The sequence below is a fragment of the Pseudomonas citronellolis genome, from assembly GCF_029335315.1.
Classification (GTDB): Bacteria; Pseudomonadota; Gammaproteobacteria; order Pseudomonadales; family Pseudomonadaceae; genus Pseudomonas; species Pseudomonas citronellolis_A.
The window spans coordinates 86,415-102,311 of record NZ_JARJLT010000265.1; the positions used below are offsets into that span (position 1 = coordinate 86,415).

The 15,897-nt window shown below is 67.7% G+C and carries 12 protein-coding genes; 6 read left to right on the plus strand and 6 right to left on the minus strand.

Annotated features, from left to right (window positions below; all coding sequences use genetic code 11):
- Positions 1–116: 116 nt before the first annotated feature.
- The gene (locus tag P3W75_RS19985) at positions 117–599 is read left to right on the plus strand and encodes an Lrp/AsnC family transcriptional regulator (protein ID WP_276229044.1); all 483 of its coding nucleotides are present in this window, start codon (positions 117–119) and stop codon (positions 597–599) included.
- Here the strand turns inward: P3W75_RS19985 and P3W75_RS19990 are convergent.
- Genes P3W75_RS19990 through P3W75_RS20000 form a run of 3 tightly spaced genes read right to left on the minus strand, consistent with a single transcriptional unit; the run spans position 596 to position 2,942 of the window.
- Positions 596–1,516, minus strand: coding sequence for a biotin-dependent carboxyltransferase family protein (locus tag P3W75_RS19990; RefSeq protein ID WP_276229045.1), 921 nt, complete (start codon positions 1,514–1,516; stop codon positions 596–598). The two genes, P3W75_RS19985 and P3W75_RS19990, sit on opposite strands and share 4 nt — an antisense overlap.
- Positions 1,513–2,190, minus strand: a complete 678-nt coding sequence (pxpB, locus tag P3W75_RS19995) for a 5-oxoprolinase subunit PxpB (RefSeq protein ID WP_276229046.1) — start codon at positions 2,188–2,190, stop codon at positions 1,513–1,515. Before pxpB ends, P3W75_RS19990 begins: the two co-directional genes overlap by 4 nt.
- On the minus strand, positions 2,187–2,942 hold the full coding sequence (locus tag P3W75_RS20000; RefSeq protein WP_276229047.1) for a 5-oxoprolinase subunit PxpA: 756 nt from the start codon (positions 2,940–2,942) through the stop codon (positions 2,187–2,189). The genes pxpB and P3W75_RS20000 overlap by 4 nt, the downstream gene beginning before the upstream one ends.
- Before the next feature lie 145 nt (positions 2,943–3,087).
- Between P3W75_RS20000 and lpxO the strand changes: the two genes are divergently transcribed.
- Entirely contained in the window at positions 3,088–3,987 is a 900-nt protein-coding gene (lpxO, locus tag P3W75_RS20005; RefSeq protein ID WP_276229048.1) for a lipid A hydroxylase LpxO, read from the plus strand.
- Positions 3,988–4,141: 154 nt separating this feature from the next.
- Here the strand turns inward: lpxO and P3W75_RS20010 are convergent, their stop codons facing one another.
- Positions 4,142–6,682 (minus strand): sulfite reductase flavoprotein subunit alpha, encoded by a 2,541-nt coding sequence (locus P3W75_RS20010; protein ID WP_276229058.1) that lies wholly within the window; start codon positions 6,680–6,682, stop codon positions 4,142–4,144.
- Positions 6,683–6,772: 90 nt separating this feature from the next.
- On the minus strand, positions 6,773–9,013 hold the full coding sequence (locus tag P3W75_RS20015) for a TonB-dependent receptor (protein WP_276229049.1): 2,241 nt from the start codon (positions 9,011–9,013) through the stop codon (positions 6,773–6,775).
- Positions 9,014–9,216: 203 nt separating this feature from the next.
- Between P3W75_RS20015 and P3W75_RS20020 the strand changes: the two genes are divergently transcribed.
- The 3 genes from P3W75_RS20020 (at position 9,217) to P3W75_RS20030 (ending at position 12,605) form a co-directional block, all read left to right on the plus strand.
- A complete protein-coding gene (locus tag P3W75_RS20020; protein WP_276229050.1) occupies positions 9,217–9,897 on the plus strand; it encodes a Fe2+-dependent dioxygenase in 681 nt (226 codons plus the stop codon).
- A gap of 1 nt (position 9,898) precedes the next feature.
- Complete coding sequence (locus tag P3W75_RS20025) at positions 9,899–10,693, plus strand: tetratricopeptide repeat protein (RefSeq protein ID WP_276229051.1); 795 nt, start codon at positions 9,899–9,901, stop codon at positions 10,691–10,693.
- 115 nt (positions 10,694–10,808) lie between these two features.
- Positions 10,809–12,605, plus strand: coding sequence for a phosphoethanolamine transferase CptA (locus P3W75_RS20030; RefSeq protein ID WP_276229052.1), 1,797 nt, complete (start codon positions 10,809–10,811; stop codon positions 12,603–12,605).
- Positions 12,606–12,853: 248 nt separating this feature from the next.
- On the opposite strand, the gene P3W75_RS20035 is transcribed toward P3W75_RS20030, so the two are convergent.
- Entirely contained in the window at positions 12,854–14,017 is a 1,164-nt protein-coding gene (locus P3W75_RS20035) for a type III PLP-dependent enzyme (protein ID WP_276229053.1), read from the minus strand.
- A gap of 617 nt (positions 14,018–14,634) precedes the next feature.
- On the opposite strand from P3W75_RS20035, the gene P3W75_RS20040 reads away from it, so the two are divergent.
- Positions 14,635–15,897: cation:proton antiporter (locus P3W75_RS20040; protein WP_276229054.1), on the plus strand; the 1,263-nt coding region annotated here is incomplete at its 3' end.

Sequence of the window (15,897 nt, forward strand, 5' to 3'; positions counted from 1 at the left end):
GATTCCGGTCAAGGATTCTATGCCCGAAGGCCAGGGCAGGTGCTTGCGTATTCTGCTTGCCGATGTGGTTGGTTTTGGCATGATCCACCAATCCAGAGCCTGATATCCGAGCAGATATGTCAAACCACAAGCTGGACGCCTACGACCACCGCATCCTCGCCGCCCTGCAGCGCGACGGCCGCCTGAGCAACGTGCAGCTGGCCGAGGAGATCGGCCTGTCGCCCTCGCCTTGCCTGCGGCGCGTGCGCCTGCTGGAAGAAGCCGGAGTGATCCGCCGCTACGGCGCCGACCTGGACCGCGACCAGGTCGGCCTGGGCCTGACGGTGTTCGTCGGGATCAAGGTCGAGCGCCACCACGAAGAGCACGCCGAGGCCTTCCGCCACGCGGTGATCGACCTGCCGGAGGTGATCTCGGTGCACCTGGTTTCCGGCGAGTCGGACTTCCTCCTGCAAGTGGTGGTGCCGGACCTGCGCGCCTACGAGCGCTTCCTCACCGGCACCCTGCTCAAGCTGCCCGGGGTCAGCGACATCCGCAGCAACTTCGCCATCAGCACCCTCAAGGAGTCGGCGCCGCTACCGCTGCGGCACCTGCCCGGCTAGCCGCGGAAGAAGCGGTAGAAACGCTGCAGTTCGGCCTGGGCCTGCTCCAGCGACGCCTCGACAAAGCGCACCTCGGCGTGCGCCGGGCACTGCCCCAGGCGCCCCAGGTCGAGCGGGTGGACACAGCCGAGCAGCGGGTAGCCGCCCATGCTCTGGTGGTCGGCCAGCAGCACGATCGGCTGGCCGTCCGGCGGCACCTGGATGGCGCCCCGGGTCACCCCCAGCGACCATTGCCGACGCGGCGCGGCCACGGCCTCGCCGAGCAGGCGCGCGCCCATGCGGTCGGACTGCGGGCTGAGCCGCCAGGTTTGACCGAAGAAGTGCTCTCGTGCTCGGTCGGTGAAGGCGTCGACGCCGGGCAATACACGCAACCTGGGTGTCTCACGATAGTCGGGTATGTACGGCCAGGGCACGCTGGCGCCCTGGGTGAACGCCTCGCCGCTCGCCGCGCACGGCAGCAGGTCGCCCTCCTCCAGCGCACGGCCGTCGCCGTGCAGGCCGCCCAGCCCCTCACGGCGCTGGGTGGCGACGCTGCCCAGCACCGGCTTGGCGCGGAAGCCGCCAGCCACCGCCAGGTAGGCGCGCTGGCCGCTAGCGGCGAAGCCCAGCTCCAGCACCTGCCCGGCGCGCAATGGGAAACGCGACCAGACCGCGCGGAGCTCGCCGTCCACCTGGGCCGGCAGCGCGGCGCCGCACAGCGCCAGCCAGCAATCCCGCTCCGCGCGCAGGCGCAGCCCGCCCAGGGCGACCTCTAGCAGCGGCGTGCCCCAGGGGTTGCCGAGCAGGCGATTGGCCCAGGCCGCGGCGTGGATATCCACAGCCCCACCCGGCGCCACGCCGAGGTGTTGCCAGCCGTACCTGCCGGCGTCCTGCAGCAGGCTCAGCGGCCCGCTCCTGAGTACCCGCAGGCCACTCACGGCTGGCCTCCGGCGCGGCGGAAGGCGACTTCGTCGATGGGCCGGAAACGCACCCGATCGCCCAGCGCCAGCGGACACGGTGGTTCGTCATGGGGATCGAACAGCCGCTGCGCGGTGCGCCCCAGCAAGTGCCAGCCGCCCGGCGAGGCCTGTGGATAGACCGCCGTCTGCCGTTCGGCAATGGCCAGGCTACCGGCCGCCACGCGGGTGCGCGGGCTGGCCCGGCGCGGCAGGGCCAGGCGCTCGTCCAGCTCGCCGAGGTAGGCGAAGCCGGGTGCGAAGCCGATGGCGCCGACGCGGTAGTCGCGGCCGCTGTGCAGCTCGATCACCCGGGCGCGGCTCAGGCCGCAGAGGCGCGCCACTTCGTCGAGGTCCTCACCGGCGTACCACACCGCGATTTCGTGCAGGCGACCGGCGTCGGCGCGCGGCGCCGGGCCCGGCCAGTCGGCCAGCAGGCTCTCCAGGCGGCGCGTCAGGTCGAGGTGGTCGGTGTAGCGCAGGTCGTAGTGCAGCAGCAGGGTGGTCCAGCCCGGCACCAGGTCGCTCAGGTGCTCGCCCAGCTCCCGGCGCAGGCGCTCGGCGAGCGCGGCGATGCGCAGCGGCAGGTGCGCGTCGGGTTGCTCTGCCAGCGTCAGCAGCAGCGCCTCGGCGCCGAGCGGCTCGATGCGGATCATGCGGCGTCCAGCAGGCCACGCAGGCGCCGCAGCACCGCCAGGGATTCGGGGTTGTCGCCGTGCACGCAGAGGCTGTCGGCGCGCAGTTGCAGCGGGTTGCCGTCGATGTCCGGGAAGGGCTCGCCACGGGCGATGGCCAGGGCCTGGTCGAGGATGCGTTGCGGCTCGTGGTGCACCGCGCCGGCCAGGCGCCGGGGGGCCAGTTGGCCATCGGGCAGGTAGGCGCGGTCGGCGAAGGCCTCGAACATCAGCGGCACATCCGCGGCGCCGGCCATGGCCAGCTCGCGGCTATTGTCGGCCAGGGCCAGGACCATCAGCGGCAGGCCCTTGCGGTAGACGGCGCAGGCTTCGAGCACGGCGCTCAGCAGCGCGTCGTCACGCACCAGGTCGTTGTACAGCGCGCCGTGGGGCTTCACGTAGTCGACGCGGGTTCCGAGGGCGCGGCAGAAGGCGTCCAACGCGCCGACCTGGTACAGCACCAGGGCCTGCACCTCCTCCGGCGAGCAGCTCATATGGCGGCGGCCGAAGCCCGCGAGGTCCGGGTAGGACGGATGCGCGCCGATGCTCGCGCCCTGTTCCACCGCCAGGCGCACGGTGCGCTGGATGGTCAGCGGGTCGCCGGCGTGGAAGCCGCAAGCCAGGTTGGCCTGGTCGATCAGCGGCATGGCGTGGACATCGTCGCCCATGCGCCAGGCGCCGTAGCTTTCGCCCATGTCGCAGTTGAGCAGGATGCGCGGGGAATGGTCTGTCATGGCTCGCCTCGACTTCGCTACAGCTTTTCGGAAACCTTCAAAGGTTAAACCAGAGCATGGCCAATTAGTCTCAAATCATTACGCAAGCCGCCGCAGGGGAGTAATATCCTCCGCCTCCGTCCGCAGATACCCGTCGAATCCGAAGATGAAAGCCCTGATCCTGGCGGCCTACGCGGCCTGCATCGCGTATGTGCACGTGCGTGGCAAGGTTCGCCACAAGCTGTCGCGGCAGCTGAGCGACCACTCCAGCTTCCTCGCCCCGCTGAACTGCTTCATGTACCTGTTCTCGCGGGTACCGAACACGCCCTACCTGTCTCCCGACGAATTCCCGGAAATGCGCAAGCTCACCGAGAACTGGGAAACCATCCGCGCCGAAGCCCTGCGCCTGCGCGAGGCCGGCAGCATCAAGCGCTCCGACCAGTACAACGACGTCGGCTTCAACTCCTTCTTCAAGACCGGCTGGAAGCGTTTCTACCTGAAATGGTACGACGACGCACACCCCTCGGCCGACGTGGTCTGCCCGCAGACCACCGCGCTGCTGCGGGAAATCCCCTCGGTGAAGGCGGCGATGTTCGCCGAGCTGCCGCCGGGCTCGCGCCTGGTACGCCACCGCGACCCCTACGCCGGTTCGCTGCGCTACCACCTGGGGCTGTTCACGCCGAACGACGAAGGCTGCTACATCGAAGTGGACGGCCAGCGCTACTCGTGGAAGGACGGCGAGGCCGTGGTGTTCGACGAGACCTACATCCACTACGCCGAGAACACCACCCAGCACGACCGCGTGATCCTCTTCTGCGACGTCGAGCGGCCGCTGAAGTACCGCTGGGCCCAGGCCTTCAACCGCTGGTTCAGCCGCAGCGTGATGGCCGCCGCCGCCTCGCCCAACGACGCCGGCGACAAGACCGGCGGGATCAACCGCGCCTTCGGCACGCTGTACAAGATCCGCCTGCAGGGCAAGGCCCTGAAGAAGCGCAACCGCAAGCTGTACTACCTGCAGAAGTGGGCGTTCTTCGGCGCGATCCTGGCGTTCATCCTCTGGATCTGACCCCCGCAGCGCCACGAAAAAGCCCCGCCTAGGCGGGGCTTTTTCATTCCCGGCGACACCCCCGGCATACCTGCGCCCCGTAGCAGCGGGCCATACCCGCGATACGCCTGAGCGCCGATGCGGCGGATAACGCCCGAGGCGTTATCCCTGCGCGTCAGTAAACGTCGCGCCGGTAGCGGCCCTCTTCCAGCAGCGCTTCCACCGCCAGCTCGCCCAGGGCTTCGCGCAGCACCGCATCGACGCCGCCGGCCATGCCTTCGAGGCTGCCGCAGACGTAGATCGCCGCGCCCTCTTCCAGCCACTGCCGAAGCCGCTCGGCCTGTTCGCGCAGGCGGTCCTGCACGTAGACCTTCTGCGCCTGGTCGCGGGAGAAGGCCACGTCCAGGCGCTGCAGTTCGCCGCGCGCCAGGTAGCCTTCGAGTTCCTCCTGGCAGTAGAAATCGTGCTCGCGATTGCGCTCGCCGAACAGCAGCCAGTTGCGCTGGCGCCCTTCGCCGATGCTGGCGCGCAGCAATGCGCGCAGGCCGGCCAGGCCGCTGCCGTTGCCGACCAGGATCAGCGGGCGATCCTCCTCGGGCAGATGGAAGCCGGCGTTGCGCCGCGGGCGCAGGGCCAGGCCGGCGCCGAGCTGCAGGTATTCGGTCAGCCAGCCGGAGCCCACGCCCAGGCTGCCGTCGGGGTGGCGTTCCTGGCGCACGATCAGTTCCAGGGCGCCGTCGCTGGGCAGCGAGGCGATGGAGTATTCACGCGGCGCCAACGGCACCAGGGCGTCGAACAGCGCCTGCGAGTGCAGGCCTACCAGGTGGCCGAGGTTGGCCGGCAGCTCGCGACCGGCCAGAGCGTCTACCAGCGACAGGCGGCCACCTTCGGCTTCGACGCAGGCCATGCTGTCCACGCCCAGGCGCGCCAGCCAGCCGAGCACGCGCTCGCGCGGGTGCTGCGGGAGAATTTCCACCAGGTCGCCGGCGCGCCAGTCGGCGCCGCCGCTTGGCGCCTGCAGGCGCAGCAGCCAGGTGGACTCGCCCTGGCTGCCGGGGTTGAGGAGCTCACGGCCGGCCAGGCTCCACAGTTCGAACTGCGCCGTCGCCTGGGGCGCGGGCGCGGCCACGCCGGTCAGTTGCGCCAGGCGTTGCTGCCAGTCGCGCAAGGCAGCGGCGTCGCCGTTGTCCACCTCTACGCCGTCGAACAGCGGCTGCGCGCCCTGCCCTTGCAGCCAGCCCTGCAGGCGTCGGGCGAAGCCGCAGAAGGCCTGATACTGGCGGTCGCCCAGGGCCAGCACGGCAAAGCGCAGCTGGCCGAGGCCGGCGGCTTCGCCGAGCAGTTTGCGCTCGAAGCCGCGGGCGCTGTCCGGCGCCTCGCCGTCGCCGAAGGTGCTGACCACGAAGAGCGCGTTGCGGGTCGCTTCCAGCTGCTGGCGATCCAGCCGCGCCAGGGGCTCGACGCGCACCGCGTGGCCGGCGGCCTGGAGTTGCCCGGCGCTCTGCCAGGCCAGTTGTTCGGCGAAGCCGCTCTGGCTGGCGTAGCCGACCAGCCAGGCGTCGCCGGCGGCGGCGCCGTCCAACTCGACGCGGGCCGCCTGCGCAGCCTTCTTCTTGCGCCGGCGGTCGAGGTAGAGCAGCCAGCCGGTGATGAAGAACAGCGGCATGGACAGGCTCGCCAGCATCATCAGGATGCGCCCCGGCAGGCCGAAGTAGCTGCCCACGTGCAGCGCGTAGACGCTGGTCAGCAGCTGCTTGCCGAAGCTGCTGTCGGTGTAGCGGCTGTCGCCCAGCAGGCGGCCGCTCTTCGGCTCGATGCGCATTTCGTTGAAGGCGCGCTCGTGGGCGGCGCCGTGCAAGCGGTAGAAGACCGTCGCCGGCTGGCCGCCCACCGGCGGCAGGCGCAGGTTGTAGGCTTCCAGTTCGGGGCCGGCGGTGGCCTTCAGGGTGTTCCAGATGGCGCCGATGTCCGCTTCCAGCGGCGGGCCCTTGGGCGTCTCGCCGCGCTTGCCGCCGCGCGGGCCCTGGCGTTGCTGGCCGGCCGGGGCGTCGTCGAGCAGCTTGAACAGCGCGCCGCGATACCAGTCATAGGACCAGTACAGGCCGCTCAGCGCCGCCATCAGGTAGAACGCCAGGCACCAGGTACCGGCCACGGCGTGCAGGTCCCAGTTGAAGGCGCGGCCCTTCTTGCGCCAGTCCAGGGCCAGCCAGGCGCGCCAATTCAGCGTCTTGCGCGGCCAGCGCAGGTACAGGCCGGAGAGGCAGAAATAGATGAGGATCAGGGTGCAGGCGGCGGTCACCTGCTTGCCGAATTCGCCCAGGGCGAGGAAGCGGTGCAACTGCATGACGAACATGAAGAAGCCCTCCCCGGACGGCGCCGGCAGGAAGGCTGCGGTATAGGGGTCGACGTAGCGCGATTCGCCACGGCGCTGGCCCGGCGGCGGGCTGTAGAAGACCCGCGAGGCCTGGTCGCCGTCCACGGTGGTCCAGACGAAGGACACCTTCTTGCCCGGTTCGGCCGCTTCCACCCGGCGCACCAGTTCGTCCATCGGCAGGGTGCCCGATGGCTGCGCCTGCACGGTCAGGCTGGCGGGGTTGAAGGCGCGCAGCAGCTCGTCCTGGAACGACAGGGTGGCCCCGGTCACGCCCATCAGGGCGAGTACCAGGCCGGCCGTGATGCCGAAGAACCAATGCAGCTGGAACCAGACTTTCTTCAACACCTTGCTCTTACCTCGAGTCGTGGGGCGCCAAACATAGAAAACCCCGCCCGAAGGAGCAACGGGCGGGGTGCACGGAAAACCGCGCTATCAGAAGTGCAGGTTGACCCCCAGCAGCGCCGTGCGCCCCGGGGCCACATGGGCCATGTGGGTGCTGTAGACCTGGTCGAAGTAACGCTTGTCGGTCAGGTTCTGCACGTTGAGCTGCAGGTCGACGTTCTTGCTCAGCTTGTATTTCGCCATGGCGTCATAGCGCCAGTAGGACGGGATGTAGGTCGAGTTCGCGGTGTTGCCGAACTGCTTGTCCACGTAGGTGGTGCCGCCGCCGATGGTCAGGTCCTTGACCAGCTCGTAGGTGCTCCACAGGGTGAAGTTGTTCGGCGCCACCTGGGGCATGCGGTTGCCCTCGTCGGTCTTGGTGCTCGACTTGCGGATCTCGCTGTCCAGGTAGGTGTAGCCACCGAAGACCTTCCACTTCGGCGTCAGCTGGCCGTTGAAGCCCAGCTCCACGCCCTGTACGCGCTGCTCGCCGTCGAGCACCTGGAGGCTGCTGTTGTCCGGGTCGGCGACGCGGGCGTTGGTCTTGTCGGTACGGAACACCGCGGCGTTCAGCGACAAGGCCTCGTCGAAGAAGTCCCACTTGGTGCCCAGCTCGACGTTGCGGTTGCGTTCCGGATCGAGGTTGGTGTTGGCCGCACTGATTTCCTGGCCGCCTTCGCCGGCGGTCTCGCCGCTGGGGTTGCTGGAGGTGGACCAGGCCAGGTAGATGCTGCCGTTGGGCAGCGGCTTATAGACCAGGCCGGTCTGGTAGTTCCAGAAGTGGGTGTCGTTCTCGCGCTTGAAGTTGCCAACCGGGGCGCGGGTGGCGTAGCCGCTCTGCTCGATGCTGTAGTCGTCGTAGCGCAGGCCCAGGTTCAGGTCCCACTGCTCGTTCAGAGCCAGGGTGTCGAACACGTAGGCAGCACTGGTCTTGGTATCGGTATCGGTGTAGGCCAGGCCGTCGGTGATGCTGCCAGTCCAGTCGTCCTTGGGCGTCGGATTCGCCAGGCTGGTGCAGTCGCCGCTGGCCAGCAGCGCCGGGGTGCAGACGCTGCCGGTGGCGCCCTGCGTGACGGAGTAGGGACGGTTGTGCACGTCCTCGTAGCTGAACTCCAGGCCGGTCACCAGGCTGTGCTTGATGAAGCCGGTCTCGAAGCTGGCCTTCAGGTCGGTCTGGTTGACCCAGCCCTTGGACGTCGAGTTGCGGCTCTTCGCCGAGCGATAGACGTAGCCGTTGGCGACGTTGCCCTTGCTGTCGTCCGGTGTGGTCACCACGTAGTCGAGCGTGGTGCGGACCATGCGGAAGCTGTTGGACAGCGTCAGGTCGTCGTTGAGGTCGTGCTCGATGCGGAAGGTCCCGCTGTCGGTGGTGCTCTTGCGGTAGTCGCGGTGGGTCAGGCCGTAGAAGTTGTCACGGTCGACCGACACCGGCTTGCTCGGGTTGTGCTTGCTGCGCCCGGCGAGGGTAAGCGGCAGGCCGTAGTCGGGGATGTCGTCGGTATCCAGGTGGTAGTACGAGAAGGTCGCGCGGGTCGGGGTGTTGAAGCCGAAGGTGATGGTCGGCGCCACGCCCCAGCGGCTGACGCTGACGCCGTCGCGACCGGCGACGTTGGCTTCGTGCTTCATCAGGTTCAGGCGGAAGGCCGCGTTGTCGCCCAGGGTGTGGTTGACGTCCAGGGTGGTGCGGCGGGTCTGGTCGGAACCGTAGGTGAAGCTGGCGTCATTGAAGTCGTCGAGCTTGGCGGTCTTGCTCACCAGGTTCAGGCTGCCGCCGGTGGAACCGGCGCCGGTGTAGGCCGAACCGGGGCCCTTGCTGACTTCGATCTGCTCGAGGTTGAAGACTTCGCGGGTCTGCGAGGCGACGTCGCGCATGCCGTCGAGGAAGGTGTCGCTCTCGGCGTTGAAGCCGCGGATGAACGGACGGTCGCCCGCCGGGTTACCGCCCTCGCCGGCGCCGAAGGTGATGCCGGGGGTGGTGCGCAGGGCGTCGACCAGGGTCAGCGCGCCGGTGTCCTTGATCACCTGCTGCGGGATCACGGTGACGGTCTTCGGCGTATCGAGCAGCGGCGCGGTGTACTTCTGCGAGGCCGACTGCTGGACGTTGTAGGTCTCTTCGCTCTGCTGGCCGACGACGGTATCGGCGTCGAGCGACAGGACTTCCTGTTCCGGCTTCTTCTCGGCGCTCTCGGCGGCCTGGGCGAAGTGGCTGCCGGACATGGCGGTGATCGCCACACCGACGGCGGAGACCAGCAGGCGCGGCGCGCTGACGGCTTCGGCGGATTGACGCGACATCGTAAGTTCCCTCCCCAGGGACTTGCTGAAGGCCGCGAAATCTAAGCGAAACAAGAATTCGTATCAATTAGTAAAAATTCTCAAACGCAGTTAATTTACAACATTTACATTTTCCCCGCCGCGACCGTTCGCCACCTCGGCTAGGCGGCGGCAATGCAAATGACTATCATCGGCGGCGGATTTTCATCTGACCGAGCCCCGCCATGCTGCTGCACATTCCCGGCCTGTTCACCCGCGACGAGGTGACCCGCATCCGCTCCGCCCTGGAACAGGCCGAGTGGGCCGACGGCAAGGTCACCGCCGGCTACCAGTCGGCGAAGGCCAAGCACAACCTGCAGCTGCCCCAGGACCATCCGCTGGCCCGCGAGATCGGCGAGGCCATGCTGCAGCGCCTCTGGCAGAACCCGCTGTTCATGTCCGCCGCCCTGCCACACAAGGTGTTCCCGCCGCTGTTCAACTGCTACACCGGCGGCGGCAGCTTCGACTTCCACATCGACAACGCCGTGCGCGACGTGCGCGGTGGCCGCGAGCGGGTGCGCACCGACGTTTCCTCCACGCTGTTCTTCAGCGACCCGGAGGACTACGACGGCGGCGAGCTGGTGATCCAGGACACCTACGGCGAACAGCGCGTGAAGCTGCCGGCCGGCGACCTGGTGATCTACCCCGGCACCAGCCTGCACAAGGTCGAACCGGTGACCCGTGGCGCGCGCCTGGCCTCGTTCTTCTGGACCCAGAGCCTGGTGCGCGAGGACAGCCAGCGCGCGCTGCTGTTCCAGATGGACCAGGCGATCCAGAAGCTCAGCGCCGACGTGCCCGAGCACCCGGCCCTGGTCGAGCTGACCGGCACCTACCACAACCTGCTGCGCCGCTGGGTCGAGGTCTGACATGGCGTTCGTCCTGCGCCGCCGCGAAGAACTCTCGGTGGACCAACTGCGCACGCGCCTGGCCAGCGACCCGCGCCAGGCCGCGGCGGCCATCCTCGAAGCGGCGCGCCTGGGCGAGCTGGAAGCCCAGGCCCTGCTCGGGCAGATTCTCCTCGACGGCCAGGGCATCGAGCGCGACCCGGCGCTGGCGCTGACCTGGTTCCGCATCGCCGCCGAGCGCGGCCACGGCATGGCGCGCAACATGCTGGGCCGTTGCCTGGAGCACGGCTGGGGCACCGCCGCCAACCCGGCCGCGGCCGCCGAGCACTACGCCCACGCCGCCGCCGAAGACCTCGACTGGGGCCTGTACAACCTGGCCAACCTGCTGGCCACCGGGCGCGGCGTGCCGCGCGACGCGGCCCACGCCCTGGCACTGTACCGCCGCGCCGCCGACCTCGGCCACGCCAAGTCGATGAACCTGGTCGGCCGCCACTACGAGGAAGGCCTGTGCGTGGCCCGGGACACGCGGCAGGCCCGCGACTGGTACCGCCGCTCGGCGGTGGCCGGCGACTTCCGTGGCCAGTTCAGCCACGCCGCGGCGCTGGCCGAGCAGGGTCAGGTGGAGGACGCCCGCTACTGGCTGCTGCGCGCGCTGGAAGGCGGCAACCTGAACTTCCTGCGGGTGGCCCGCGAACAACTGGAGCATGCGCCACAGCCGGAACTGCGCGAGCTCGCCCTGGCCTACTACCGGCGCGCGGCGGAACTCGGCGAAACCCCCGACGGCGACCTCTACGCCGCCGCACTGAAACGCCTGTAGCCTCGCTTCACATTCTTTTGACGTCCGCTTGCCCTCGGCTTCACACCCCTGTCGATAGCCTCGCAGCCCACTGACCGCCCGCTTTCGCGGTGGTTTCTGGCAATGCGAGGAAAGCGTGTCGACTTCTTCCCCCTCCCACCGCAAGGTGGACTGGGCCGGCCTGGGCTGGCTGCTACTGTTCTTCTGGTATTTCTCCGGCGTCACCCAGGCGCTGATCCTGCTCAGCGGCACCACCGGCTTCGCCGGCTTCCGCGACGCCTTCTTCCTCAGCAGCCTGTGGCTGGCGCCGGTGTTGCTGCTGCCGCGCTTCACCCGTGGCGTGGCGGCGCTGATCGGCCTGGTGCTGTGGGGCGCCTCGCTGGTCGGCCTGAGCTACTTCGGCATCTACCACCAGGAGTTCTCGCAGAGCGTCATCTTCGTGATGTTCGAGTCGAACACCGCCGAAGCCAGCGAGTACTTCAGCCAGTACTTCAGCGTCTGGCTGTGCCTGGCGCTGCTGCTCTACACGGCGGTCGCCGTGATCCTCTGGAAACGCCTGCGCCCCGTGCGGATGCCGGCGCTGGCACGCATCCCGCTGGCCGTGCTGCTGGTGCTGCTGAACCTGGCGTACCCCTTCTACAAGCAGATGGTTTCCCAGGACCGCAGCTTCGACGAGGCCATGGAGAAGGTCCAGCAGCGCATGGAGCCGGCGGTGCCCTGGCAACTGGTGGTGGGCTACGCGCAGTACCGCCAGCAGCTCGACAACATGCAGAAGCTGCTCGATCGCAACGCCTCCCTGCCGCCGCTGAAGAACCTGCAGGACAGCAGCGGCGAAGCGCCACGCACCCTGGTGCTGGTACTCGGCGAGTCGACCACCCGCGAGCACATGCACCTGTACGGCTACGGCCGCCCGACCACGCCGAACCTCGACGCCCTGGCCGCCGCCGACCACAACCTGGCGGTGTTCAAGGACGTGGTTTCGCCGCGCCCCTACACCATCGAGGTGATGCAGCAGATCCTCACCTTCGGTGACGAGACCCATCCGGATCGTTTCCTCACCGATCCGTCGCTGATCAACCTGATGAAACAGGCCGGCTACAAGACGTTCTGGATCACCAACCAGCAGACGATGACCAAGCGCAACACCATGCTCACCACCTTCTCGCAGCAGACGGACGAGCAGTTCTACCTGAACAACCAGCGCAACCAGAACGCCCGCCAGTACGACGACGTGGTGTTCGCGCCCTTCGAGCAGGTGCTCAAGGACCCGGCGCCGAAGAAGCTCATCGTCGTGCACCTGCTGGGCACGCACATGGACTACCGCTACCGCTACCCCGAGGACGCGGCGCGCTTCAAGGACCGCCAGGGCGTGCCCGCCGGCCTCTCGGACGACCAGGTGGAAACCTACAACGCCTACGACAACGCGGTGCTGCACAACGACTTCGTGGTCGCCAACCTGATCAAGCGCTATTCGGCCACCGACCCGAACGGCTTCCTGGTGTACCTCTCCGACCACGGCGAGGAGGTCTTCAGCTCCGGCAAGCACGACCGCCTAGGGCGCAACGAGAACGACCCGACCCGGCCGATGTACACCATCCCGTTCCTGGTCTGGACCTCGCCGAGCTGGCAACAGGCGCACCCGCGCGACCTGCAGGCGATCAGCGGGCGGCCCTACAGCAGCTCGCACCTGATCCACACCCTGTCCGACCTCGCCGGCCTGAGCTACGACGGCTACGAGCCGGCCAAGAGCCTGGTGGGCGAGCGTTTCGTGGCGGCGCCACGCTGGATCGGCGACCCCTACGCGAAGAACGGCCTGCACGAGTTCGACAAGCTGCCGGCGGAGAACGCGGTGGGCGAGCAGGAGATCGCCAAGGACAACAAGGCGCCGGCGACAGCCCAGGCGCGCCCGGCGAGCCAGCCCAACGAGGGCTGAGCCCGCCCCACGCAAACGCCCCGCCCCGCGGGGCGTTTGCGTTTCCATGACAGTCGCGTCACAGGTAGGGCGTATAACCGTTCGCGGTTATACGCCGTCGCCTTGCACTCATGGGCACATGGGGTGACGAACCTTCCGGCCGGCGGATAACGCTTCGCGTTATTCGCCCTACGGGGACGTGACGACGAGCGCCAACCGCAGCACGAAAAAGCCCCGCATTCGCGGGGCTTCTTCGACTCAAGCGAGGCTTACAGGTAGAAGGCCTTCAGCGGCGGGAAGCCGTTGAATTCCACCGCGCTGTAGCTGGTGGTGTAGGCGCCGGTGGACAGCCAGTAGAGGCGGTCGCCGGCGGCCAGGTTCAGCGGCAGGCCGTACTTGTAGTGCTCGTACATGATGTCGGCGCTGTCGCAGGTCGGGCCGGCGATCACCACTTCTTCCATCTCGCCTTTCTTCTCGGTCCAGATGGGGAACTTGATCGACTCGTCCATGGTTTCGATCAGCCCGGAGAACTTGCCCACGTCGGCGTAGACCCAGCGCTCCACGGCGGTGCGCGACTTGCGCGCGACCAGCACCACTTCGCTGACCAGGATGCCGGCGTTGGCGATCAGCGAGCGGCCCGGCTCGAGGATGATCTCCGGCAGGTCGTCGCCGAAGTCTTCCTTGAGGAAGCGGATGATCTCCTCGGCGTAGGTTTCCAGGTCGTTGGTCTTGGCGATGTAGTTGGCCGGGAAGCCGCCACCCATGTTGATCATCTGCAGGGTGATGCCGTCTTCTTCCTTGAGGCGCTCGAAGATCACCTTGACCTTGGCGATGGCGGCGTCCCACACGGAGATGTCGCGCTGCTGCGAGCCGACGTGGAAGGAGATGCCGTAGGGCACCAGGCCCAGCTGGCGAGCCAGGATCAGCAGGTCCATGGCCATGTCGGTCTGGCAGCCGAACTTGCGCGACAGCGGCCAGTCGGCGGTGGTCGAACCCTCGGTGAGGATGCGCACGTAGACCTTGGCGCCCGGGGCGGCCTTGGCGATGTTGCGCAGGTCGGCCTCGGAGTCGGTGGCGAACAGGCGCACGCCCTTCTCGTAGAAGTAGCGGATGTCCTTGGCTTTCTTGATGGTGTTGCCGTAGCTGATGCGCTCCGGGCCGACGCCGGTCTTCATCACCTTGTCCAGCTCGTAGATCGAGGCGATGTCGAAGTTGGAGCCCTTGTCGCGCAGCAGTTCGGTGATCTCGGTGGCCGGGTTGGCCTTGACCGCGTAGTACACCTTGGCGAACGGGAAGCAGTGGGTCAGCTGGTCGTAGGCGTTGGCGATGGTCTGCTTGTCGATGACGACGAAGGGGGTTTCCTGCTTGTCGGCGAAGGCCTTCATGCGCTGGAAGGTTTCAGGGGCGAAGTAATCCTCGACCTTGATGGACATGGTTGGGACTCCCAATGGCAAAACACATGGATACGTAGGGTTGAAGCTGAACGTCTAATCCGTTTCCCCACTTTGGTTCGCCTACTTCCCAAGGCATGTCGCCGAGGATCACCGGTACCTGATGGAATACCGGAAACCTCTCGTCGTCAGTACTTGAGCCGGATGGATCGTTTCCAGCATGGACGTTCGGGCGCGAACTTTAGGACCTGAAGTCGGCGAGTTCAACAAGAAATTGCCGCTTTCTCGAAACCCTTTGTCGCCTTGCCGGTTGACTGTTCTAGATACTCCACAAAATGCACGGAATACCGCACAGCACGGGGCTTCCAGGGGCGCGGAACGCCCCGATCATCCCCCTTCTTTTTGACAGACCGGGGACAGCGGCGAGGGTTCAGCCCTATCGTCGCCAGCCACCCGGTTTTTCGGAAATCTCGCGCATCAAGCCCGGAAACCCGAACCACGGCTGGGACCCATACTTCCCGGTCCTGTCGGACGAAGCCCCGGCGCTCGGCAATATGCCCGCCATATCCGGTTATCATCCGGTCTCTTTTCCGCGCGCCCCCGCCCAGGGATTGGGCACTGGGGCCGGCCCACTTGCCTTGCCAAGGAGTACCTGCGACATGCTCGACCTCGCCGCGGCGTTCATCACGCTGACCACCCTGCTCACCTACGTGAACTACCGCTTCGTGCGGCTGCCGCCGACCATCGGCGTGATGGCCACGGCGCTGGTGTTCTCGCTCCTCGCCCAGGGCCTGTCGATGGCCGGCTATCCGGTGCTGGAGGTGGAGATGCAGCAGATCATCCGCCGCATCGACTTCTCCGAAGTGCTGATGACCTGGTTCCTGCCCGCGCTGCTGTTCGCCGGTGCCCTGCACGTGAACCTCGGCGACCTGCGCAACTACAAGTGGCCGATCGGCCTGCTGGCGACCTTCGGCGTGCTGATCGCCACCACCGTGATCGGCTACCTGGCCTACTACACCTTCGCCCTGTTCGGCTGGCACGTGGACTTCATCTATTGCCTGCTGTTCGGCGCGCTCATCTCGCCCACCGACCCCATCGCCGTGCTCGGCATCCTGCGCTCGGCCGGCGCGCCCAAGCCGCTGGCCACGACCATCGTCGGCGAGTCGCTGTTCAACGACGGCACCGCGGTGGTGGTGTTCAGCATCCTCCTGGGCATCCTCATGGCCGGCGAGACGCCCACCGTCTCGGCCACCGCCTGGCTGTTCCTGCAGGAAGCGGTGGGCGGCGTGCTGTTCGGCGCGGTGCTGGGCTACGGGGTGTTCCTGATGATGCGCGGCATCGACCAGTACCAGGTGGAAGTGATGCTGACCCTCGCCCTGGTCATCGGCGGCGCCGCCCTGGCCGCGCGCCTGCACGTGTCGGCGCCGATCGCCATGGTGGTGGCCGGGCTGATCATCGGCAACCAGGCGCGCCGGTACGCCATGTCCGACGAGACGCGGCGCTACATCGACAAGTTCTGGGAGCTGATCGACGAAATCCTCAACGCCCTGCTGTTCGCCCTGATCGGTCTGGAACTGCTGCTGTTGCCGTTCAACTGGCTGCACGTGGTGGCCGCCTTCGCCCTCGGCGGCGCGGTGCTGGCCTCGCGCCTGCTCACCGTGGCCCCGGCGATCCTGGTGCTGCGCCAGACCGAGGCCGGGCGCCGCCAGGTGCCGAGCGGGACCATCCGCATCCTGGTCTGGGGCGGCCTGCGCGGCGGCGTCTCGGTGGCCCTGGCGCTGTCGCTGCCGCTGGGCGAGCAGCGCGACCTGATCCTCAGCCTGACCTACGTGGTGGTGCTGGTGTCCATCCTGCTCCAGGGGCTGTCCATCGGCCCGCTGGTACGCACCCTCTACCGCGGCGCGACGCCCGTGGCCGACGAC